The 20,752-nt window shown below is 72.5% G+C and carries 20 protein-coding genes and 1 tRNA gene; 15 read left to right on the top strand and 6 right to left on the bottom strand.

Annotated elements, in window-relative coordinates:
* Positions 1-23: 23 nt before the first annotated feature.
* The 3 genes from GA0074696_RS04910 to GA0074696_RS04920 all read left to right on the top strand — a co-directional run bounded on the left by GA0074696_RS04910 (position 24) and on the right by GA0074696_RS04920 (position 3,468).
* A complete protein-coding gene (locus GA0074696_RS04910; RefSeq protein ID WP_088959993.1) occupies positions 24-983 on the top strand; it encodes an EamA family transporter in 960 nt (319 codons plus the stop codon).
* Positions 984-996: 13 nt separating this feature from the next.
* Positions 997-1,680 (top strand): HAD family hydrolase, encoded by a 684-nt coding sequence (locus tag GA0074696_RS04915; RefSeq protein WP_172894175.1) that lies wholly within the window; start codon positions 997-999, stop codon positions 1,678-1,680.
* Positions 1,681-1,776: 96 nt separating this feature from the next.
* Complete coding sequence (locus tag GA0074696_RS04920; protein WP_172894177.1) at positions 1,777-3,468, top strand: S8 family serine peptidase; 1,692 nt, start codon at positions 1,777-1,779, stop codon at positions 3,466-3,468.
* Positions 3,469-3,614: 146 nt separating this feature from the next.
* Here GA0074696_RS04920 and GA0074696_RS04925 read toward each other — a convergent pair whose 3' ends face one another.
* Positions 3,615-4,223: an IclR family transcriptional regulator gene (locus GA0074696_RS04925; RefSeq protein ID WP_088964360.1), complete on the bottom strand. Its 609-nt coding sequence runs from the start codon at positions 4,221-4,223 to the stop codon at positions 3,615-3,617.
* A 207-nt stretch (positions 4,224-4,430) separates the two neighbouring features.
* On the opposite strand from GA0074696_RS04925, the gene cysS reads away from it, so the two are divergent.
* Positions 4,431-5,846, top strand: coding sequence for a cysteine--tRNA ligase (gene cysS, locus GA0074696_RS04930; RefSeq protein WP_088959996.1), 1,416 nt, complete (start codon positions 4,431-4,433; stop codon positions 5,844-5,846).
* The gene (gene rlmB, locus GA0074696_RS04935) at positions 5,846-6,973 is read left to right on the top strand and encodes a 23S rRNA (guanosine(2251)-2'-O)-methyltransferase RlmB (protein WP_088959997.1); all 1,128 of its coding nucleotides are present in this window, start codon (positions 5,846-5,848) and stop codon (positions 6,971-6,973) included. The genes cysS and rlmB overlap by 1 nt, the downstream gene beginning before the upstream one ends.
* 83 nt (positions 6,974-7,056) lie before the next feature.
* Here rlmB and GA0074696_RS04940 read toward each other — a convergent pair whose 3' ends face one another.
* A complete protein-coding gene (locus GA0074696_RS04940; protein WP_088959998.1) occupies positions 7,057-8,148 on the bottom strand; it encodes an ABC transporter ATP-binding protein in 1,092 nt (363 codons plus the stop codon).
* A gap of 367 nt (positions 8,149-8,515) precedes the next feature.
* Between GA0074696_RS04940 and GA0074696_RS04945 the strand changes: the two genes are divergently transcribed.
* Positions 8,516-8,592: transfer RNA gene (locus tag GA0074696_RS04945), tRNA-Thr, on the top strand.
* A 174-nt stretch (positions 8,593-8,766) separates the two neighbouring features.
* Here the strand turns inward: GA0074696_RS04945 and GA0074696_RS04950 are convergent.
* Positions 8,767-9,177 carry a hypothetical protein gene (locus GA0074696_RS04950; RefSeq protein ID WP_088959999.1) on the bottom strand — a complete coding sequence of 137 codons (411 nt, stop codon included), beginning with the start codon at positions 9,175-9,177 and terminating at the stop codon, positions 8,767-8,769.
* A 99-nt stretch (positions 9,178-9,276) separates the two neighbouring features.
* Here GA0074696_RS04950 and GA0074696_RS04955 point away from each other — a divergent pair, with 99 nt between their 5' ends.
* Positions 9,277-11,958, top strand: a complete 2,682-nt coding sequence (locus GA0074696_RS04955; protein WP_088960000.1) for a helix-turn-helix transcriptional regulator — start codon at positions 9,277-9,279, stop codon at positions 11,956-11,958.
* Positions 11,959-12,003: 45 nt separating this feature from the next.
* Here the strand turns inward: GA0074696_RS04955 and GA0074696_RS04960 are convergent, their stop codons facing one another.
* The gene (locus GA0074696_RS04960; protein WP_088960001.1) at positions 12,004-12,231 is read right to left on the bottom strand and encodes a hypothetical protein; all 228 of its coding nucleotides are present in this window, start codon (positions 12,229-12,231) and stop codon (positions 12,004-12,006) included.
* 128 nt (positions 12,232-12,359) lie between these two features.
* Between GA0074696_RS04960 and GA0074696_RS04965 the strand changes: the two genes are divergently transcribed.
* The 5 genes from GA0074696_RS04965 (at position 12,360) to GA0074696_RS04985 (ending at position 15,040) form a co-directional block, all read left to right on the top strand.
* A complete protein-coding gene (locus tag GA0074696_RS04965) occupies positions 12,360-12,764 on the top strand; it encodes a helix-turn-helix domain-containing protein (protein WP_088960002.1) in 405 nt (134 codons plus the stop codon).
* A gap of 35 nt (positions 12,765-12,799) precedes the next feature.
* Complete coding sequence (locus GA0074696_RS04970) at positions 12,800-13,219, top strand: VOC family protein (protein WP_088964361.1); 420 nt, start codon at positions 12,800-12,802, stop codon at positions 13,217-13,219.
* Positions 13,220-13,232: 13 nt separating this feature from the next.
* Positions 13,233-13,898, top strand: a complete 666-nt coding sequence (locus GA0074696_RS04975) for a DUF998 domain-containing protein (RefSeq protein ID WP_197700812.1) — start codon at positions 13,233-13,235, stop codon at positions 13,896-13,898.
* A 72-nt stretch (positions 13,899-13,970) separates the two neighbouring features.
* Positions 13,971-14,585, top strand: coding sequence for a histidine phosphatase family protein (locus GA0074696_RS04980; protein ID WP_088960003.1), 615 nt, complete (start codon positions 13,971-13,973; stop codon positions 14,583-14,585).
* A 29-nt stretch (positions 14,586-14,614) separates the two neighbouring features.
* Positions 14,615-15,040, top strand: a complete 426-nt coding sequence (locus tag GA0074696_RS04985) for an ASCH domain-containing protein (RefSeq protein ID WP_088964363.1) — start codon at positions 14,615-14,617, stop codon at positions 15,038-15,040.
* 75 nt (positions 15,041-15,115) lie between these two features.
* On the opposite strand, the gene GA0074696_RS04990 is transcribed toward GA0074696_RS04985, so the two are convergent.
* Entirely contained in the window at positions 15,116-15,778 is a 663-nt protein-coding gene (locus GA0074696_RS04990; RefSeq protein WP_231925266.1) for a type 1 glutamine amidotransferase domain-containing protein, read from the bottom strand.
* A 72-nt stretch (positions 15,779-15,850) separates the two neighbouring features.
* On the opposite strand from GA0074696_RS04990, the gene GA0074696_RS04995 reads away from it, so the two are divergent.
* Complete coding sequence (locus tag GA0074696_RS04995) at positions 15,851-16,735, top strand: LysR family transcriptional regulator (RefSeq protein WP_088960005.1); 885 nt, start codon at positions 15,851-15,853, stop codon at positions 16,733-16,735.
* Positions 16,736-16,742: 7 nt separating this feature from the next.
* Here the strand turns inward: GA0074696_RS04995 and GA0074696_RS05000 are convergent, their stop codons facing one another.
* Complete coding sequence (locus GA0074696_RS05000) at positions 16,743-17,243, bottom strand: hypothetical protein (RefSeq protein WP_088960006.1); 501 nt, start codon at positions 17,241-17,243, stop codon at positions 16,743-16,745.
* 206 nt (positions 17,244-17,449) lie between these two features.
* Here GA0074696_RS05000 and GA0074696_RS05005 point away from each other — a divergent pair, with 206 nt between their 5' ends.
* Positions 17,450-19,843: a M4 family metallopeptidase gene (locus tag GA0074696_RS05005; RefSeq protein WP_088960007.1), complete on the top strand. Its 2,394-nt coding sequence runs from the start codon at positions 17,450-17,452 to the stop codon at positions 19,841-19,843.
* Between the two features lie 111 nt (positions 19,844-19,954).
* Positions 19,955-20,722 (top strand): enoyl-CoA hydratase/isomerase family protein, encoded by a 768-nt coding sequence (locus tag GA0074696_RS05010; RefSeq protein ID WP_088960008.1) that lies wholly within the window; start codon positions 19,955-19,957, stop codon positions 20,720-20,722.
* The last annotated feature ends 30 nt before the right edge of the window (positions 20,723-20,752 follow it).

The raw sequence follows: 20,752 nt of genomic DNA on the forward strand, positions 1-20,752 counted from the left end.
CAACTACCGGCGAGGAGAGCCCGATGCACGAACGATCCGCCGGCGCGGGCCTGGGGCTGGCCCTGCTGTCAGCCGTCACCTTCGCCACCTCGGGCACCTTCGCCCGCTCCCTGATCGAGGCCGGTTGGTCGGCCGAGGCCGTCGTCGTCGCCCGGGTCGGGATCGCCGCCCTGGTGCTCGCGGTGCCGGCCGTGCTCTCGCTGCGCGGCAAGGGCGCCGTGCTGCGTCGCACCCTCGGCCCGGTGAGCGTCTTCGGCCTGCTCGGCGTCGCCACCGCCCAGGCGTGCTTCTTCAACGCCGTCCGCTACCTGCCGGTCGGCGTGGCCCTGCTGCTGGAGTACCTCGGCATCATCCTGGTGGTGGCCTGGATGTGGCTGGTGCACGGGCAGCGCCCCCGACGGCTCACCGTGGTCGGCTCGGTCGCCGCGCTGGCCGGCCTGGCCTTCGTGCTCGACCTCACCGGCACCGGCCGCCTCGACCCGGTGGGTGTGCTCTGGGGGCTCGGCGCCGGAGTGGGGCTGGCCGGCTACTTCGTGCTCGCCGCCCGGGTCGACCCCGCGCTGCCGTCGGTCGCCATGGCCAGCGGCGGCATGGCGATCGGCGCCGCCGTCCTCGCCCTGCTCGGGCTGGTCGGGGTGCTGCCGCTGCGGGCCACCTTCGGCGACGTCGAGTTCGCCGGGCAGCGCACCAGCTGGCTGGTCCCGATCGTCGGGCTGTCGCTGGTCGCCGCCGTGATCGCGTACCAGGCCGGTATCGCGGCGACGCGGATCCTCGGCGCTCGGCTGTCGTCCTTCGTGGGGCTGACCGAGGTGATGTTCGCGGTGCTCATCGCCTGGCTGGTGCTGGGCGAACTGCCCACCGTGGTGCAGCTGCTCGGCGGTGCCCTGATCGTCGCCGGGGTGGCACTGGTCCGCCTCGACGAGCTGCGCGGCGACCGGGTGGAACGGTCGGACACCCCGGCCGAGGAGCCCGCGCTGACGTGAGATGGTCGGTGCCGTGCTGACGGTGCTGGTGTTCGACGCCGACGAGACCCTGCTCGACCTGCGCCCGGCGGTGACCGGTGGCCTGGTGGCCGTACTCGAGGAAATGCGGCGGCTGACCCCGGCGGCGGCCGAGGTGTCGCTGGCGGACCTGGAGTCGGACTGGGGTGCGGTCTTCGGTGCGATGAGCGCGGCCCCGGTGCAGGAGATCCGGCGGGCCGCGCTGGCCCGTTCGCTGGCCCGGGCCGGCCTGGCGGAGCGCCTCGACGAGCTGGCGGCGCTCTTCTTCGCCCGGCGGTTCGCGCTGACCCGGCCCTACGCCGACGTGCTTCCCGCCCTGGCCACGTTGCGCCGCCAGTTCCGGCTGGGCTACGCCACCAACGGCAACAGCCGCGCCGAACGCTGCGGGCTCGCCGGCGAGTTCGCGTTCGAGCTGTACGCGCACGAGAACGGCCTGCCGAAGAAGCCGGCACCCGAGTTCTACGCGGCGGTGGTGGCTTCGGTCGGCGTGCCGCCCGCGCGGATCGTCTATGTGGGGGACTCGCCGGAACACGACGTGGTGGCGCCGCAGCGGGCCGGGTTGCGGGCGGTCTGGCTCAACCGGGGCGGACTGCCCCGTCCGGCCGGTCTCTCGCCGGACGCCGAGGTGTCCACCCTGGCCGAACTGCCCGACGCGCTGAACTCGCTGGATCCGACATAAGCCAAACCGATGTCCATTCCGAACGGTTGTCTGGCGTAAACCAGCTCGGTGTTATGTGATGTCTGCCACGTCCCTCAACGGAGAGGATCTGATGTGGTGAGCAAACGCTTCACCGTCGGCGGGGTCGCGACAGCGGCCGCGCTGGCACTCACGGTGACGGGCCTGGTCGCACCGGCGAACGCCGGGACGACCAGCGCCCGAACCTTCACCGTGGTGGCAAAGGACGGCGTCTCCGCCAGCACGGCGATCGCCGAGATCAAGGCCGCCGGTGGCACGGTGGTCTCACGTACCGACGCCGTGGGCATGTTCCGCGTGGTCAGCAAGCGGGCGGACTTCGCCGGCCGCGCCGCGGCCAGCGCGAAGCTCGTCGGCGCCACCCAGAACAAGGCCGTCGGCCACGCCCCGCGCGCCGACCGCAAGCTCGAGCGCGAGAATCTCGTGGCTGCGCCGAACCCCCAGGGCTCGGCAAACCCCAAGGGCACCACCGCCCTGGCGAAGGGCCCCACCGGCCTCGACCCGCTCGACGACAAGCTGTGGGGCCTGTCGATGATCCGGGCCGACCGGGCACGCGCCGTCGAAGACGGCAACACCGCCGTCACCGTCGGCATCCTCGACACCGGCCTCGACGCCAGCAACCCCGACCTGGCCGCCAACTTCAGCTGGTCGCTGTCGAAGAACTTCGCCCCGGACATGACCGACATCGACGGCGCATGCGAGGTCGCGAGCTGTCTCGATCCGGTCGGCACCGACGACGGCGGACACGGCTCGCACGTCGCCGGCACCGTCGGCGCGGCCGCCAACGGCTTCGGAGTCTCCGGCGTCGCGCCGGGCGTCACCCTGGTCGAGCTCAAGGGTGGCCAGGACTCCGGATACTTCTTCCTCGACCCGGTGGTCAACGCGCTGGTCCACGCCGGCGACAAGGGCCTGGACGTGGTCAACATGTCCTTCTATGTCGACCCGTGGCTCTACAACTGCACCAGCAACCCCACCGACTCGCCGGAAGCGCAGGCGGAGCAGCGGGCCATCATCACGGCGATGAAGCGGGCCCTCAACTACGCCCACGAGCACGGCGTCACGCTCGTCGGCGCCCTCGGCAACAACCACGAGGACCTCGGCAAGCCCCGCGTCGACACCAGCAGCCCGGACTACGGCCCCGCGCCGTACCACCGGCCGATCGACAACGACACCTGCCTCGACCTGCCGGTGGAGGGCCCGCACGTGATCGGCGTCTCCTCGGTCGGCCCGTCGGGCCGTAAGGCCGACTATTCCAACTACGGCGTCGAGCAGATCTCGGTCGCCGCGCCGGGCGGATGGTTCCGCGACGGCTACGGCACCGACGCCTTCCGCACCGACGCCAACATGATCCTCTCCAGCTACCCGAAGAAGGTGCTGCAGGAGGAGGGCTCGGTCGACAAGAACGGCAACATCGTGCCGGACGCACAGAGCTTCGTCTTCAAGCAGTGCACCGCCGCCGGTGTCTGCGGCTACTACACCTACCTGCAGGGCACCTCGATGGCGTCTCCGCACGCCGCGGGCGTCGCGTCGCTGATCGTCAGCCGGTTCGGCGGGATGACCGAGGCCGGGTTCGGGCTCGCGCCGGACGCGGTGGAGGAGCAGCTCACCGGCACCGCCGTCGAGCACGCCTGCCCGCAGCCTCGCACGCAGACCTACCAGCGCGAGGGTCGCAGCGGCCAGTTCAACGCCTACTGCGAGGGTGACGAGGAGTTCAACGGCTTCTACGGCTACGGGATCGTCGACGCGTACGCCGCGGTGACCACCCCGATGTGACAGCCGGGAGGGGGCCCGGGTGACCGTCGGTCGCCCGGGCCCTCTTCGTGGCAGGCTGTCGACATCCCGGCCGGTGGCACAGCCGGCGCCGGTCACGTCGGCACGAGCCAGCCGGCGGCGACGAGTTGATCCGACGCGGCCGATCGTCAGGAGAGGGCGGCGGCGATCGCCTCAGCGGCGGCCTCGACCTGGGCGCCGACCGTGGCCACGTCCAGCGGGGCGAGGGCCACCACTCCGACGCTCGCCTCCAGCCCGGGCACGCCGAGCACTGGCGCGGCCACTCCGTACGCCCCGGACTGCAGTTCCCCGCTGGTGCTCACCGGGCCGGCGGCGCCCGACCGGCCGGCGAGGATGGCCCGGCCGGCCGCCCCGCGCTCCAGCGGATGCCGGGCACCGGTCCGGTACGCCACGTGGAACGACGTCCAGCTCGGCTCGACCACCGCGAGCGCCACCCCCTCGCCGCCCTCGACCACGGTGAGGTGCGCGGTCGCGCCGGCCTGCTCGGCCAGCCGGCGCAGCGCCGGCAGCGCTCCCTCGGCGAGCAGGGGCTGGGCCCGCCGGGCCAGGTGCAGCACGCCGGCGCCGAGGCGCAGCCGGCCGTCGCCGTCCCGGCGCAGCATCCCGTGCCCGGTCAGCGCCCCGACCAGCCGGTAGACGGCCGCCCGGCCGATGCCCAGCCGGTTCGCCGCCTCGGTCACGGTCAGTCCGGCGGGAGCGTCGGCCACCAGGTGCAGCAGGCGCAGGCCCCGGTCCAGGGTCTGCGCCGTCTCCCCGGGCCGGCCCGCCGTCTCGCCGCCCGCCGCCCGGTCCGTCGCCCCGGCGCCGAGCCGTTCCGTCCGATCGGTTCCGGGCCGGGCCGCCGCGTCCCCGGGCTCGCCGGACCTCGCCGTCGTCTCCACAGCACGCAGCGTACGACCCGGCTCCGGGCGGCCCCGGAATGCGTGGACGGCTACCCTTGTACGGTGACGCTACGCCTGTATGACACCGCCACCCGATCGGTGCGGGACTTCGTCCCGCGGGAAGCCGGCAAGGTGGGGGTCTACCTGTGTGGTCTCACCCTCCAGGCCCCGCCGCACATCGGCCACCTTCGCTCCGGCGTCAACTACGACGTGCTGCGCCGCTGGCTGCTCACCGCCGGCTACGAGGTCAACTTCATCCGCAACCTGACCGACATCGACGACAAGATCCTGGTCAAGGCGATGGAGCAGGGCCGCCCGTTCTGGTCCATCGCGTACGCCAACGAGCTGATCCTGGCCGAGTCGTACCGGGCGCTGAACGTGCTGCCGCCGACGTACGAGCCGCGCGCCACCGGGCACATCCCGGAGATGCACCAGCTGATCGCCGAGCTGATCGAGACCGGGCACGCCTACCCGGCCACCGACGGCTCCGGCGACGTCTACTTCGACGTGGCCTCCTGGCCCGCGTACGGGTCGCTGTCCGGGCAGTCGCCCGACGACATGCAGTCCGCCGGGGACGCCCCCGAGCGCGGCAAGCGCGACCCGCGCGACTTCGCGCTCTGGAAGGGCGCCAAGCCGGACGAGCCGGCCGACGCCTACTGGCCGTCGCCGTGGGGCCGGGGGCGCCCCGGCTGGCACATCGAGTGCTCGGCGATGTGCTGGCGCTACCTGGGTGCCGAGTTCGACATCCACGGCGGCGGGCTGGACCTGACGTTCCCGCACCACGAGAACGAGATCGCCCAGTCCCAGGCCGCCGGGCTGCCCTTCGCCCGGTACTGGGTGCACCACGGCCTGCTCAGCATCGGCGGCGCCAAGATGGGCAAATCGCTCGGCAACGCCCTCGACCTGACGTACGTCGACTCGCTCGGGGTGCGCCCGGTGGAGCTGCGCTACTACTACGCCGCCGCGCACTACCGCTCCCGGATCGACTACTCGGAGGACGCGCTGCGCGAGGCCGCGGTGGCGTACCGGCGGATCGAGGGCTTCGTACAGCGGGCCGCCGAGCGGGTCGGCGGCGGGCAGCTCGGCGAGCTGCCGACCGGCTTCGTGGCGGCGATGGACGACGACCTGAACACTTCCGCCGCCCTGGCGGTGCTGCACGAGGTGGTCCGGGACGGCAACACCGCGCTGACCGCCGGCGACGATGTGACCGTCCGCACGACCCTGGCCTCCGCGCGCGCCATGCTGGATATCCTGGGGGTTGACCCGCTGGATCCGGCCTGGACCGGCGGCGACCGCGCGGACGACCTGCGCGGCGTGGTGGACTCCCTGGTCGCCCTGGCCCTGGAGCAGCGCGCCCAGGCCCGCGGCCGCAAGGACTGGGCCGCCGCCGACGCCGTACGCGACCAGCTCAAGCAGGCCGGCGTGGTGGTGGAGGACACCCCACAGGGCCCCCGTTGGACTATTGGAGAGCAGGACTGATGGCCGGCAACTCGCAGCGCCGTGGCCGGCGACTGACGCCGAAGGCGGGCGCCCCGAAGGGCTCCGGCGGCAAGGGCAAGGACGCTCTGGCCGGCCGGGGCAAGACCCTGCCCGCCGACGAGCGGCCCTGGCACAAGGCGTACTCGGGCACCGAGAAGCTGCCGCAGCGCACCGCCTGGAAGCAGGACAAGGAGCGCCGCGCGGCGGCCGAGGAGGGGCGCGCGCCCAAGATCGGTCAGCCGGGCAGCAAGGACACCACCTGGGGCAGGGGCGGCGGCCGGGGCGTACCGGCCGGCCGTGCCACCGGCGGTCGGGGCGGCAAGCCCGCCGGCCGGACCGGCCCGCGGGTCGCGCCGGGGCGCAAGTCCAACCCGGCCAAGGACACCCCGGAGCTGCTGGTCGGCCGCAACCCGGTGCTGGAGTCGCTGCGCGCCCAGGTGCCGGCGACCGCGCTCTACACCGCGCAGGGCATCGACGCCGACGACCGGGTCAACGAGATCATCCGGACCGCCGCCGACCGGGGCATCGCCATCCTGGAGATCAGCCGCGCCGAGCTGGACCGGATGACCGGCGGGGTGCTGCACCAGGGCATCGGCCTCCAGGTGCCGCCGTTCGCCTACGAGCCGTTCGAGGACATGATCGCCGCGTCGGTGGAGCACACCGCCCCGCTGCTGGTGGCGCTGGACGGGGTCACCGACCCGCGCAACCTGGGCGCGGTGATCCGCTCCGCCGCCGCGTTCGGCGCGCAGGGCGTCTTCGTACCCGAGCGGCGGGCCGCCGGGATCACCGCGACCGCCTGGCGGACCAGCGCCGGCGCGGCCGCGCGGGTGCCGGTCGCCCAGGTCACCAACCTGACCCGGTCGCTCAAGGCCTGCCAGGACGCCGGCTTCATGGTGGTCGGCCTGGACGCCGACGGCGAAACCGACCTGTACGACCTGGAAGCCGCCGTCGGCCCACTGGTCGTGGTGGTCGGCTCGGAGGGACGCGGGCTGTCCCGGCTGGTCGGCGAGACCTGCGACCTGACGGTCAGCATCCCGATGATCTCCGACGTGGAGTCGCTCAACGCCAGCGTCGCCGCCGCGGTCGCCCTCGCCGAGGTGGCCCGCCGCCGCGCCGCCGAGGTCTGACCGACCCGCGCCCGCACAGACGAGAAGGGGCGGCCCGCCGACAGCGGACCGCCCCTTTCGGGTACGTCAGTGCAGCCGGTACGTCAGATCCGCTCGCCGGTGACGGCGTGGAAGACGTGGCTGCGGCCGGTACGCGGCTTGACGAACACGGTGTCGCCCATGTTCGGCATGGTGCGCCGGTCGGTCCGGACCACGAACCGCTCGTTCGCGCCCTCGAGCGCGGCGTGCCCGTAGACGTTGGCGTCCGAGCCGAGGTCCTCGACCAGCTCGACCACGACCGGCATGCCGCCCTCGGTCGGGCTGACCAGGTCGCAGTCCTCCGGGCGGAAGCCGACGGTCACCTTGCCGTCGCCACCCTCCTCCTTGGCCGCGGCGATCTGCTCCCGGGTGAGCGGGACGTGCAGGTCGGCGAAGGCGGCGCCCTGCTCGTTCAGCGGCACGGTCTTGATGTTCATGGCGGGGGAGCCCATGAAGCCCGCGACGAAGACGTTGGCCGGGGTGTCGTAGAGCGCGCGGGGGGTGTCCACCTGCTGGAGCACGCCGTCGAGCATGACCGCCACCCGGTGGCCCATCGTCATCGCCTCGACCTGGTCGTGCGTGACGTAGACCGTGGTGATGCCGAGCTTGGCCTGCAGCGACGCGATCTGGGTACGGGTCTGCACGCGGAGCTTGGCGTCGAGGTTCGACAGCGGCTCGTCCATGAGGAAGACCTGCGGCTCGCGGACGATCGCGCGGCCCATGGCCACCCGCTGGCGCTGGCCACCGGAGAGCGCCTTCGGCTTGCGGTTGAGGAACTCCTCCAGCTGGAGCAGCGCCGCCGCCTCCTTGACCCGCCGGTCGATCTCGTCCTTGGAGGTCTTGCGCAGCTTCAGCGCGAACGCCATGTTCTCGTACACCGACATGTGCGGGTAGAGGGCGTAGTTCTGGAAGACCATCGCGATGTCGCGGGCCTTCGGCGGCAGGTGGGTGACGTCCCGGTCGTCGATGTAGATCGCGCCGTCGTCGACGTCCTCGAGGCCGGCGAGCATCCGCAGGCTGGTGGACTTACCGCAACCCGACGGGCCGACCAGGACGAGGAACTCCCCGTCGCCGATCTGGAGGTCGAGCTGGTTGACCGCGGGGCGTTCGGTGCCCGGGTAGATCCGGGACGCCTTCGCGTACGTGACCGTAGCCATGGTGGAGCGCTTCCTTTCACCGGCAGGAACGTGCCGGACGATCCGAGTGAAGGAGCCACCGGCACCCTCGGTGCCGGTCCTCGGGCGACGTCCCGGGGGCGGCCGGAGCCGATCGGGGGTGTCGTCCGTGTCACTGCACGGTAAACGGCTTTCCCGACCCTGCCAAGACGGGGGACAGCGGGTGGGACCGACCGCATACGCATTCCGGTCAGTCGGGCACGCCCGGGTATCAATCGGCACGCACGACCGCGCCCGACCGCGCCGGCCGGTCGGCCGAAGCGGTCGGGAAATTGACGTTTTGCGTGCTCGGGACACCTGCCGAGCGGGATTTCCGGACACCAGTCGCTATGCTGACGTCGACACACGCGCCCCTGTAGCTCAGCTGGCCAGAGCACTCGCCTTGTAAGCGAGATGTCGCCGGTTCGATCCCGGCCGGGGGCTCCAATTCCACCCGGCATTTCCCGGTGCGGTGCTGTCGGAAGCCGATCGGTCGACAGACATCCAGCCGTGGCGAATGCCGACGAGGCCGCATTTGATGCCACCCTGGCGGTGGCTTCAGCGTCCGGATGCGCACCGGTGCCCGCTCGTCACTGAGCGGGCACCGGAGGCACAGCGGATTCAGGCCGTCTTGCGGAGGCCGGCAAGCTGCAGGGCGGTGAAGCCGGCGACCACCACCGCCTGTGCGATCACAAGTGCGGTGCCGAGGCCGGTCAGCGGGAACCACCCGGCGATGAGCAGCTCCAGGCTAGCGACCACCCATGCGGTGTTGACAGCGATCACGACACCCACGGCCGGCCTGCTCACCCTCGGCTTCGACGCCAGGGAGAGCAGAGCGGCTGCGAAGGCGACCAGGAACGCACCGATCGGGTAGAGGAAGGCGGCGGGAAGGCCGAACAGCTCGCCGAAGATCGCCGCAGCGGCGAGGTAGACGAGTCCATTGGCACCCGAGCCGATCGCGTCCTGCTTGAGGGCGAAGCGGAGCAGCTTGGCGTCACCGACGGTCTGGACGGTGCTGGCGGCGGTAACCATCTCGAAGGTCCTTTCGTGGTGCTGACGGGCGTCTGATCACGAAGCTACGGAGGTCGGCGCGATCGGCGAATCAGTCGTCGTGACGGTAGGTTGCCAGTCGTGCTGCACGGGCGGGCCAAGGAACAGGCGGAGATCGACCGGCTGTTGGAAGGCGCCAGGAAGGGTCGCAGCGGCACGCTGGTGATGCGCGGTCCAGCGGGGATCGGCAAGTCGGCGCTCGTCGAGTACGCCGCCGGGCGGGCAGCCGGCATGCGGGTGTTGCGCGGCGTCGGTGTCGAGTCCGAGGCGGCATTGCCGTTCGCCGCACTCCACCTGCTTCTGCGCGCCGGGTTGGACCGGATCCACGCGCTGCCCGACGCGCAGGCCACCGCGCTCCGCAGTGCACTGGGGTTGTGCGACGCCCCGCCGGAAAGCCGGTTCCTGGTCGGACTGGCCACGCTGAGCCTCCTGTCCGAGCTGACCGGGGACGCCGCGTTGCTCTGTCTCATCGACGACGCGCAGTGGTTCGACCAGGCGTCCATCGACGCCCTGGTTTTCGCCGCGCGCCGACTCGAGGCGGACGGCGTTGCCATGATCTTCGCGGCTCGCCCGGATTTCCCTGCCCCGGGGCTTCCCGAGCTGCGGCTGGGCGGCCTGGACAGCACCGCGGCCGCCGCCCTGCTCCCCGCCGACCTTCCGCCCCAGGTACGGGAACGCCTCATCCACGAGTCGGACGGCAACCCGCTGGCGCTCGTCGAGTTGCCCGCCGCGCTCAGCCCCGAACAGCGGGCGGGACGATTGTCGCCGGTGGGTGCGATGCCGGTGGCCGATCGCGTCCAGGAGGCGTTCCACGCGCAGCTGGTGGAGCTTCCCGAGCACGCGCGCACCGCGCTGCTGATCGCGGCGGCGGGCGGCACCGGTGAGCTTGCGACGCTGGTCGCTGCCGGCGCTTCCCTCCACGGTCTGGAAGCGGCCGAGCGGAGCCGGCTGATCGAGATCAGCGGGTCGATCGTCGGTTTCCGTCATCCCCTGATCAGGGCTGCCGCCTATCAGAGCGCCCCCGTCTCCCGACGGCTCGCCGCACATCGAGCCCTTGCCGACGCGCTGACCAGCTCGACCTCGCCGGATGCCGCTGACCGGCGGACCTGGCACCTGGCCGCCGCAGCGCTCGGTCCCGACGAGGACGTCGCAGAACAGTTGGAGGAGACGGCGGGGCGAGCCCGTACGCGTGGCGGCCACGCCGCGATGGCGGCCGCCTACGAACGAGCCGCCGAGCTCACCGCCGATCCGGTACGCCGATCCGCGCGGCTGGCCGCCGCCGCACTGGCCGCGAGCGACGCCGGCCTGATGCGCCGTGCCGCCGCACTCGCCGACAGCGCCACCCCCGACGTGGACGACCCCACGATGATCTTGGCGCTGACCCAGGTCCGCGCCCATCGCGAGTTCGAGTTGGGTACCCCGCTGGCGGCGGGCCGGATCATCATGGATGCCGTCCCTCGGGTAGCGGCCCACGCCACCGAGCAGGCCCAATGGCTGCTGGTGGAGGCCGTCCGCTGCGCCTGGTTCGCCGGGGACCCGCAGCTGGCGGAGCAGGCAGCCGCGAAGCTTCCGGCGCTTCCCGGTTCGCCGCTGGTCAGCCAGGCGATCGGGCTGACCCGGCTACTGCGCGGCGACATCCCCGGCGGAATCGAGCTCATCAGCGAGGTGCTCGACGGACCTGCGCTCGCCGGGCTGGGCGTGCCGGGGCTGACCTTCACCGCCGGTGTCTGCCTCCCCGCGGGCCGTGCCGGCCGCTGCGAAGAGATCACTGGACGAATCGTGGCGGAATGCCGGCAGAGCGGCATGATCGGCTGGCTGGCGTTCGCGCTGCAGGACCAGGGGTTCGCACAAGGGTTGCTCTGCTCGTACGGCGAGGCGCTGGCGACGCTGAACGCGGGGCTGCGGCTGGCGACGGAGTTGGGTCACGAGCACCGGGTCACCCACCTCACCTGCTGCATCGCCTGGGTGCTCGCCCATCAGGCGGACGTGCCGGGGTGTCGCGAGAAGGCCGAGGAAGGTGTCCGGCGAGCCGACGACCAGGGGCTGGTTCTCGCCGCGAGCATCGGGCGCTGGGCGCTCGGCCGGCTCGAACTCGGACTGGGACGCCCGGACGCCGCCCTGCAGCAGTTGGCGGCCATTCCGGCAACGGGAATCGGAGCCCTCTGCGCCGCCGACCAGGTCGAGGCAGCCGTCCGCAGTGACCAGCCGGAACGGGCCAAGGAGCCGCTGGAGCGCTACCTGAGCTGGGCGCGGCACATCGGTCGACCGGCGTCGGACGCGATCGCCCTACGCTGCCGAGCCCTCGTCGACCAGGACGAAGCGCACTTCGGGGCTGCCGTTCGGATCCACGAGAGCGGCGATCAACCATACGAACAGGCGAGGACGCGGCTCGCCTACGGCGAGTGGCTGCGACGGGCCCGAAGGCGGGCGGACGCCCGTGCAGAGCTACGCGGCGCACTGGAAATCTTCGATCGACTCGGTGCGGAGGTGTGGGCCGGGCGGGCCCGTGCCGAGCTGCGGGCGACCGGGGACGTGCCGGCCGCGCCCCGCAGGGCCGGCGACCCGCTCAGTGTCCTCACTCCCCAGGAACGGGAAGTCGTACGGCTGGCGGCCGGCGGTGCCTCCAACCGCGACATCGGCGCCCGGCTCTTCCTCAGCCCGCGGACGGTCGGCTACCACCTCTACAAAGCGTTCCCCAAGCTGGGCATCACCTCCCGATCCCAGTTGGCCGCCATCGTCCGGTCCTCCTCCGTCGACCGCTGACGCCCACGGCGCGGGTGGCGGGGGCGGCCGCGCGTGGGGGCCGCCTCAGTCGCCGCCGTTCGACTCCTCGTGGAAGTAGACGGTGAGCGAGTACCAGTCACCGTGCTCGTTGATCTCGTTCTCGAAGGTCACGTCCTGGATCCACACCGGCCCGAGTTCCTCGATGGTGTCCGCGACCCGTCGGAGCAGCGCCGGTACGTCGTCCTGGCCGGGTCCGACGGGGTTCGCCTGGGCGAAGTACCGGACGGTGGGGAATTCGGAAACCTCTTTCACAATAAGATTGTTGCATCGATGTATACCGTTGCGTTGCCCCGCGGTTCCGGCAGCGGGCCCGGGTCGCTCCAGGTGGCAGGCGACGGCGATAGCCTGGCGCTGACGGCGGGGACGACGGGTGGGGGCCGATGAGTCGTGCGGTGGAGGAGTCGAACCGGGCCATGCTGCGCGCCCGGGACGCCATGGACCGGGCGTACGCCGAGCCGCTGGACATCCCGGCGCTGGCCCGGATAGCGCTCGTCTCCGAGGCGCACTTCATCCGCACCTTCCGCGCCACCTTCGGCGAGACCCCGCACCGCTACCTGCAACGGCGCCGGGTGGAACGCGCGATGTCGCTGCTGATCGAGAGCGAGCGGGACGTCACCGACATCTGCTTCGCGGTCGGCTTCAGCAGCCTCGGGACGTTCAGCCGGACGTTCCGGCAGATCGTCGGCGAGTCGCCCAGCGACTTCCGCAGGCGCCGGTCGGCCGCCGCGGCGACCGTGCCGAGCTGCTTCACCAAGGCCTGGACCAGACCCAGCAGTTTTGGATAAGCGGCAGGTCAGGCCCAACCTCTAGCGTGATGGGCATGACGATGAACGCGATCAGCCGCTCCCAGATCTACGTCCTCGACCAGGACGAGGCCCTCGACTTCTACGTCGGCAAGCTCGGCATGGAGGTCAACACCGACCAGGACCTCGGCTTCATGCGCTGGCTCACGGTGAACCTGCCCGGCGACCCGGAGCGCGAGATCCTGCTGGAGAAGCCCGGCCCGCCGGCGCTCGACCCGGCCACCGCCGAGCAGGTCCGGGAGCTGCTCACCAAGGGGGCGCTGGGTGGCTACCTCTTCATGACCACCGACGACGCCCGCAAGACGCACGAGGACCTGGTCGCCAAGGGCGTCGAGATCACCGACGAGCCGGAGGAGCGCCCGTACGGGATCGACTTCGGCATCCGGGACCCGTTCGGCAACAAGATCCGTATCGGCCAGATGTTCCCCCGGGCCTGAGGGGAGCGGGGCCGTGACCGACGCGATCACCCTGCCCGCCGCCCGACCGGCCGCCGTCGGCCGGGACCGGGCCCTGCTGGCCGGCGGCGTCCTCGCCGGCCCGTTCTTCGCCGTGTCCGCGCTGGCCCAGGGCCTCACCCGGGACGGCTTCGACTTCCGGCGGCACCCGGTCAGCATGTTGAGCACGGGCGACCTGGGTTGGCTCCAGATCGCCACCTTCCTGGCCACCGGGGCGCTCTGCGTCGGCGCCGCCGCCGCGGTGCGCCGCCGGCCGGTGACCGGCTCGGCCTGGCTGCCCCGGCTGCTCGCCCTCTGGGGGTTCGGCCTGATGGCGGCCGGGGTCTTCAGCGCCGACCCGGCCGACGGCTTCCCGGCCGGCACGCCGCGGGGGCCCGGGCAGATCAGCTGGCACGGCGGGCTGCACTTCCTCGCTGCGGCGGTCGCCTTCGGGTCGCTGATCGTGGCGACCGTCGTCGCCGGCCGCCGGGCCGCCCGGGCCGGCGCCCGGGTGTGGGCCGTCACCAGCCTCGCGACCGGGGTGTTCTTCGCGCTCGCCTGGGGCGCGCTGATGGTCCGGCCCGGCCCGATGGCCATGGTCGCCTTCGGTCTGGCGGTGACCGCCGGCTGGGCCTGGGTGACCGCGACGTTCGCGGCGGCGCTGCGACGGTCGCCTCGCTGACCGTGATCGGGGCGGCGACGGCCGGGAGGCGCGGGTTAGCATCGCGCCTCCCGGCCACACGAGGAGACGACGATGGCCACCCGGCTGCTCTACCTGGCTCGGCACGGCGAACAGGACCGCCCGGAGATCGAGTCGCCGGAGGTGGGGCTCTCCGAGCGGGGCCGCCGGCAGGCCGCGCTGCTCGGTCAGCGACTGCGGGCCGTACCGTTGCGCGCCGTCCACCACGGCCCGCTGCGCCGGGCCGTCGAGACCGCCGAGCTGGTCGCCGGGTCACCGCCGAGGGTCCCGGTGTACGCGACCGAGCTGGCCGGCGATCACCTGCCGCACGACACCGACCCGGCCGGGCTGCCGGTGGCGTACGCGAGTTTCCTGGCCGGCTTCTCGGCGCGCGAGCGGGCCGACGGGCCGCGACTGGCGGCGGAGGCCGTCGCCCGGTTCGCCACCGCCCCGATCGACGGTGACGTCCGCGAGCTGGTGATCACGCACAACTTCCTGATCGCCTGGCTGGTCCGGCACGCCCTGGACGCCCCGGAGCGGCGCTGGCTGGGCCTCAACCACCACAACGCCGGGCTGACCGTGATCCGCTACAGCTCGACCGGGCCGCCCAGCCTGATCGCCTTCAACGACGTGGCCCACCTGCCGCCCGAGCTGCGCGGCACCGGACTGCCCAGCGATTATCGGGTGTGACCGGGCGCGGTGCCGGCTACGGTCGCCGGATGACGACGCCGCCGCCCGACCTGCCGAAGACCGAGTTCGCCTTCCCGGGGCCGCTGCGGGACCAGCTCGTCGCGGCCGTCCTCTTCGGCGCGAAGACCTCCACCACCGGTCTGTTCCAGGACCACGAGCGCGACGGCGAGCCGCTGCCGGTGGTCGGCGACCGCTCGGTGGTGGTCGACTCCGCCGACCGCCCGGTCGCGGTCATCGAGCTGACCGAGGTACGCCTCGTCCGGCTCGGCGACGTCGACCTGGACCACGCCCGGGACGAGGGCGAGGGGTACGACTCCGTCGCCGCCTGGCGTGCCGGGCACGAGGCGTACTGGCACGGCCCCGACTACCGGGACTGGCTCGGCGACCCCGACTTCACCGTCACCGACGACACCCTCGCGGTCGCCGTACGCTTCCGCCTCCTGCACCGCCTCTGACGGCCGCACCCTCCCGGGAGGAGTGGCCGTTCCACCGGGAACGGCCACTCCTTCTGGGCACCCGCCGAGCGCGGGTCAGCGGGAGGCGACGGTCCTGACGACGGCTTCGGCCATGGCCCGGGCCGACTGCGGGTTCTGGCCCGTGACCAGGCGGCCGTCGACGACGACGTGCTCGGTGAAGTTCGGCGCCGGTACGTGGACGGCGCCGGCCTCGGTGAGCTTGTCGGCCAGCAGGAAGGGGACCTCTTCGCTGAGGCCGACAGCGTTCTCCTCGTCGTTGGTGAAGCCGGCCACCCGCTTGCCCGCCACCAGGTGGGAGCCGTCGGAGAGCTTCAGGTTCACCAGCGCGGACGGCCCGTGGCAGACCGCCGAGACGACCCCGCCCCGCTCGTAGACGGTCGCGGCGATGCGCGCCAGGTCCGGGTCGTTCGGGAAGTCCCACATCGTGCCGTGACCGCCGGCGAAGACGATCACGTCGTACCCGGCCGGGTCGACGTCGGCGGCCTTCGGGGTGTGTTCCACGCCGGCGGTGGCCAGGAAGTCGTTCTGGGTCCGGTCGTTCTCGTCCCGGCCGTCCAGCGGCGGCTGGCCGCCGGCCACCGAGACCAGGTCGACGTCCCAGCCGGCGGCCCGGAACACCTCCCACGGCTCCGCGGCCTCGCCGACGTAGAAGCCGGTCTCGCGGCCGGTGGTGCCGAGCTGGCGGTGGCTGGTCAGAGCGATGAGTGCACGTGTCATGTCGACCATGCTGGCGCGCGAATCCATAGCCGACCAATAGGCGAATGACACAGCGGCGATAGGTTTGCTGATGTGAAGGTGCCGCTCGACCTGCTCCGCAGCTTCCTGGCCGTGCACCGGTCCGGTTCGATCACCGCCGCCGCGGAGCTGCTCGGGCTGGCCCAGCCGACGGTCACCGCCCAGCTCCGCGCGCTGGAGGAGGCGGTGGGCCGGCCGCTCTTCGACCGGGTGCCGAGGGGCGTACTGCCCACCCCGGCCGGCGACGAGCTGGCCCGCCGGGTGGCCGATCCGCTGGACCGCCTCGACGCCGTGCTCGCCGACGACCCGGCCACGCCGTACCCGCGGACGGTCTTCCTCGGCGGGCCGGCCGAGTTCCTCGCGGAGCTGGCGCTGCCGGCGGTGGCCGGTCTGGTCGCCGAGGGCCTGGAGCTGCGGGTCTCCGCGGGGCTGCCCGAGCAGCTCCTGGACGACGTCGCCGCCGGCCGGCTCGACCTGGTGGTGAGCAGCGTGCGCCCCCGGCGGCGGGGGCTGGCTGCCGAGCCGCTCTACGACGAGGAGTTCGCCCTTGTCGCGGCGCCCGCCTGGGGCGAGCGGCTGCCCGACCCGGTGACCCCGCAGGCGCTGCGGGACGTGTCGCTGGTCGCCTACGCGGAGGAGGCGCCGATCCTGCGCCGCTGGTGGCGGACGGTCTTCGACACCCGGCTCACCCGTACGCCGAACCTGGTGGTGGCCGACCTGCGCGCGGTGCTGGCGGCCGTGGTGGCCGGCGCCGGGGCGAGCGTGCTGCCGACGTACCTGTGCCGGGGTGAGCTGGCTTCCGGCGCGCTGCGTCCGCTGTCGAGCCCGGCGGTGCCGCCGCTCAACACGCTCTTCCTGGCCGCCCGGCCCGCGGTGGCGGGGCGGCGCGAGGTGCAGGCGGTGCGACGGGCGCTGCTGACGGCGGCGGCCGGCTGGTAGCCCGGGGTCAACGCAGGGCGCTGGCCCGGAGCAGGAGGTCGGCCAGGGCGGACGCGGCGGCCGGCGGCTGGGGGCCGCTCGGGCAGTCGGTCCACTCGACCGTGTTCGCGCCGATGGTCAGCCGATAGGTGTAGGTGTCCGCGCAGCGCACGTCGGGGCGGGCGGGGCCACCGCCGCTGGGCGCGCTGCCCGCCAGCGCGCGCAGCCGGTCGAGGTCGGCCGGGGAGAGCTGACCCGTCCGGGCAGTTCCGGTGCGACCGGTCGCCGTCCATCGGCCGTCCGGTTCCACGGTCACGGTCTCCGCGCCGCCCGCGATCCCGCCGGTGCGGGTCAGCGTCACCCGGGGAGCGGTCGCGGCGGGGGTGCCGGTGGCGGTGCCGCCCCGCGTGGCGGTGCCCGGCGCGGCGGTGCCGTCGGTGGCGGTGGTGGCTCCGCCGCTGGGGGTGCTCGACGTCGGCGCAGGTGAACCGGAATCGGTTGCTGAGCAGCCGGTCAGCAGGCCGGCCACAGTTACGATCTTGACAATGGCCAGGGCGGATGATCTCATGCCGTTCGGACGTGCATCGACGCCGCCGGGTTCCCTCACCAGGGCTCATCCTCCGTTCGGCCAGTGTCGCGGGATGAAAGCGCTTCCCCTCTTCTCTTTTCTTTGATGTATCGCCATATTTACATGCGTGACTACCCCCGTCACACCTTTCCTTGTCAGGAGGGCACGTGAAAAGAACCCTCGCCGCCGTCAGCGCATTGCTGCTTACCAGCGGCATGCTGACCTGCGTCGCCACCGCAGCGCAGGCGGCCCCCACCGCCCCCGCCCCGGACACCTCACCCGCAGCTCGTGCTGAGAGCCTGCTCCACAGCGACCCCGGCGCCGTCCAGGGCGCCAGCGGAGAGTCGTACCAGGCCGTCCGCACGAAGGTGGACGCCAGCGGGGCGTCGCACACCCGCTACACCCGCACCTACCAGGGCCTCCGCGTCTACGGTGGCGACTTCGTCATCCACACGACGCCCACCGGCGGCTACGCCGGCTCCTCGGTCGGCCTCGCCGCGCCGCTCACCCTCGCCACCGCCGCGAAGGTCACGCCGGCCAGAGCCAAGGCGACGGCCAGGAAGGCGTTCTCCGGCAAGCTGGAGAGCGTCGGTGCCCCGGAGCTCTTCGTCGACGCCAGCTCCGGCACGGGCCGCCTCGCCTACGAGACGGTGCTCTCCGGCTGGCACACCGACGGCCAGACCCCGTCCCGGCTGCACGTCATCAGCGACGCCGTGAACGGCAAGGTGATCGGCTCGTACGACGAGATCGAGATGGTCGCGGGCACCGGCAACAGCATCTACTCGGGCACGGTCAGCATCGACACGACGCTCTCCGGCAGCACGTACCAGATGATCGACCCGTCGCACGGCAACGGCTCCACCTGCGACATGAACAACGGCACGTCGACCTGTACGACGTTCACCGACGCGGACAACACCTGGGGCAACGGCACCAACTCCAACCGGCAGTCCGCCGCCGTCGACGCGCACTTCGGCGCGGCCAAGACGTTCGACTACTTCAAGAACGTGCACGCCCGCAACGGCATCTTCGGCAACGGCACCGGTGTGCCGAGCCGGGTGCACTACGGCAGCAACTACGTCAACGCCTTCTGGGACGGCTCCCGGATGACCTACGGCGACGGTTCGAGCAACGCCCGCCCGCTGGTCTCCCTCGACGTGGCCGGCCACGAGATGAGCCACGGCGTCACCGAGAACGTGGTGCCGGGCGGCCTGACCTACTCCGGCGAGTCCGGTGGCATCAACGAGGCCACCAGCGACATCTTCGGCACGATGGTCGAGTTCTACGCCAACACCACCGCCGACCCGGGTGACTACCAGATCGGCGAGAAGATCAACATCAACGGCAACGGCACGCCGCTCCGCTACATGTACGACCCGGCGCTGGACGGCTCGTCCGACCGGTGCTGGACCACCAGCACCAAGAACAAGGACGTGCACTACTCGTCCGGCCCGGCCAACCACTTCTTCTTCAACCTGGCCGAGGGCACCGGCTCCACCGCGTACGGCACCTCGCCGGTCTGCGGCTCCGCCCCCGCGGTGACCGGCATCGGTCGCGCCAAGGCGGAGAAGATCTGGTTCCGCGCCCTGGATGTGTACTTCACCTCCAACACCTCGTACGTCAACAACACCACGCCGTCGAACACCGCCCGGGCCTACAGCCTCCGCGCGGCGACCGACCTGTACGGCAACTGCTCCACCGAGTACAAGGCCGTCCAGGCGGCGTGGACCGCGGTGGCCGTCTCCGGCAACGACGCGCCCTGCTCGTCGACCGGTAACGACTTCTCCGTCTCGCTCTCCCCGACCTCCGGCTCGGTGACCGCGGGCGGCTCGGTCTCCACCACCGTCGCCACCGCCACCACCGGTGGCACCGCGCAGACCGTGACGTTCTCCGCGTCCGGCCTGCCGACCGGCGCGACCGCCACGTTCAACCCGACCTCGGTCACCTCGGGCGGCTCGTCGACCCTCACCATCGCCACCTCGGCCAGCACCCCGGCCGGCACCTACTCGGTGACGGTCACCGGCGCCGGCTCGGTGAACCGGACGGCGACCTACACGCTGACCGTCAACGGCACCGGTGGCGGCTGCACCGGCGCGGGCCAGAAGCTCGGCAACCCCGGCTTCGAGTCCGGCACCACCCCGTGGGCGTCGACCTCGGGCGTCATCGGCTCGTTCACCGGCCAGCCCGCCCGTACCGGCACCCGCAACGCCTGGCTGGACGGCTACGGCAGCACCCACACCGACACGCTCTCGCAGGCGGTGACCCTGCCGGCCGGGTGCACGTCGTACAACTTCACCTTCTGGCTGCACATCGACTCGGCGGAGACCACCACCGGCACCGCGTACGACACCTTCAAGGTGCAGGTGCTCAACTCCTCCGGCACGGTACTGGCGACCCTGGCGACCTACTCGAACCTGAACAAGGCCGCCGGGTACTCGCAGAAGTCGTTCTCGCTGGCCTCGTACGCCGGCCAGACCGTCACCCTGAAGTTCACCGGCACCGAGGACTCCTCGCTCCAGACGTCCTTCGTGGTCGACGACACCGCGGTCAACGTCTCCTGACCTGACCTCGCCGTCGGCGGGCCCGACGGCCACCCCTCGCGGGTGGTCGTCGGGCCCGCGCCGTTATGGTCGCCGGACCGGGTCGGCGCGTGCCGGCCGGCGGAAGGGGTGGTGTCGGTGTCGGATGCGGAGCTGACGGTCGAGGTGACCGGCGCGGTGGCGACGGTGACGATCCGGAACCCGGCCCGGCGCAACGCGATGACCCCGGACATGTGGCGGCGGCTGCCGGTGCTGCTCGACGCCCTGGAGGCCGACCCGGCGGTGCGCGCCCTGGTGCTCACCGGCGCGGACGGCACCTTCTGCGCCGGTGCCGACCTGGGCGACCTGGACGAGCTGCTGGACGCCGGCGACCACAGCATCGCGGTCGTCGCCGAGGAGCGGCTGGCCGCCTTCGCCAAGCCGACGGTCGCCGCCGTGCAGGGGCCCTGCGTCGGCGGTGGCTGCCAGCTCGCCGTGGCCTGCGACCTGCGCCTCGCCGCCCCGGACGCCCGGTTCGGCGTGCCGCCGGCCCGGCTCGGGCTGGTCTACCCGGCCCCGACCACCCGCCGGCTGACCCGGCTGGTCGGCCCGGCGACGGCGAAGTTCCTGCTCTTCACCGCCGAGCTGATCGACGCCGAGCGGGCGCTGCGGGTCGGCCTGGTGGACGAGGTGGTCGACGACCTCGCCGGCCGGGTGGCCGCGATCACCACCGCCATCGCACAGCGCTCGCAGCTCAGCGTCGCCGCCGCCAAGGAGATCGTCGACGACCGGGCCGGGCCGGCCCGGATCGCCTGGTGGCACCGGAAGGTGCGGGACAGCGGCGAGGCCCGCGAGGGGATCGCCGCCCACCGCGAGCGCCGGGCGCCGAACTTCGCCTGGTCGCCGTCCGACCGCCCCTGACGCCGCTGATCGTGGTCCCGTCGTTTCGAC

It is taken from the genome of Micromonospora purpureochromogenes, from assembly GCF_900091515.1.
GTDB lineage: Bacteria > Actinomycetota > Actinomycetes > Mycobacteriales > Micromonosporaceae > Micromonospora > Micromonospora purpureochromogenes.

Excerpts from the sequence above, each read along its gene's own strand:
- GA0074696_RS04970 (WP_088964361.1), top strand. The coding sequence starts at position 12,800 with ATGACGATGAACGCGATCAGCCGCTCCCAGATCTACGTCCTCGACCAG.
- GA0074696_RS04950 (WP_088959999.1), bottom strand. The coding sequence starts at position 9,177 with ATGGTTACCGCCGCCAGCACCGTCCAGACCGTCGGTGACGCCAAGCTG.
- GA0074696_RS04985 (WP_088964363.1), top strand. The coding sequence starts at position 14,615 with ATGACGACGCCGCCGCCCGACCTGCCGAAGACCGAGTTCGCCTTCCCG.
- GA0074696_RS04940 (WP_088959998.1), bottom strand. The coding sequence starts at position 8,148 with ATGGCTACGGTCACGTACGCGAAGGCGTCCCGGATCTACCCGGGCACC.
- GA0074696_RS04965 (WP_088960002.1), top strand. The coding sequence starts at position 12,360 with ATGAGTCGTGCGGTGGAGGAGTCGAACCGGGCCATGCTGCGCGCCCGG.
- rlmB (WP_088959997.1), top strand. The coding sequence starts at position 5,846 with ATGGCCGGCAACTCGCAGCGCCGTGGCCGGCGACTGACGCCGAAGGCG.
- GA0074696_RS04980 (WP_088960003.1), top strand. The coding sequence starts at position 13,971 with ATGGCCACCCGGCTGCTCTACCTGGCTCGGCACGGCGAACAGGACCGC.
- GA0074696_RS04990 (WP_231925266.1), bottom strand. The coding sequence starts at position 15,778 with ATGACACGTGCACTCATCGCTCTGACCAGCCACCGCCAGCTCGGCACC.
- GA0074696_RS04910 (WP_088959993.1), top strand. The coding sequence starts at position 24 with ATGCACGAACGATCCGCCGGCGCGGGCCTGGGGCTGGCCCTGCTGTCA.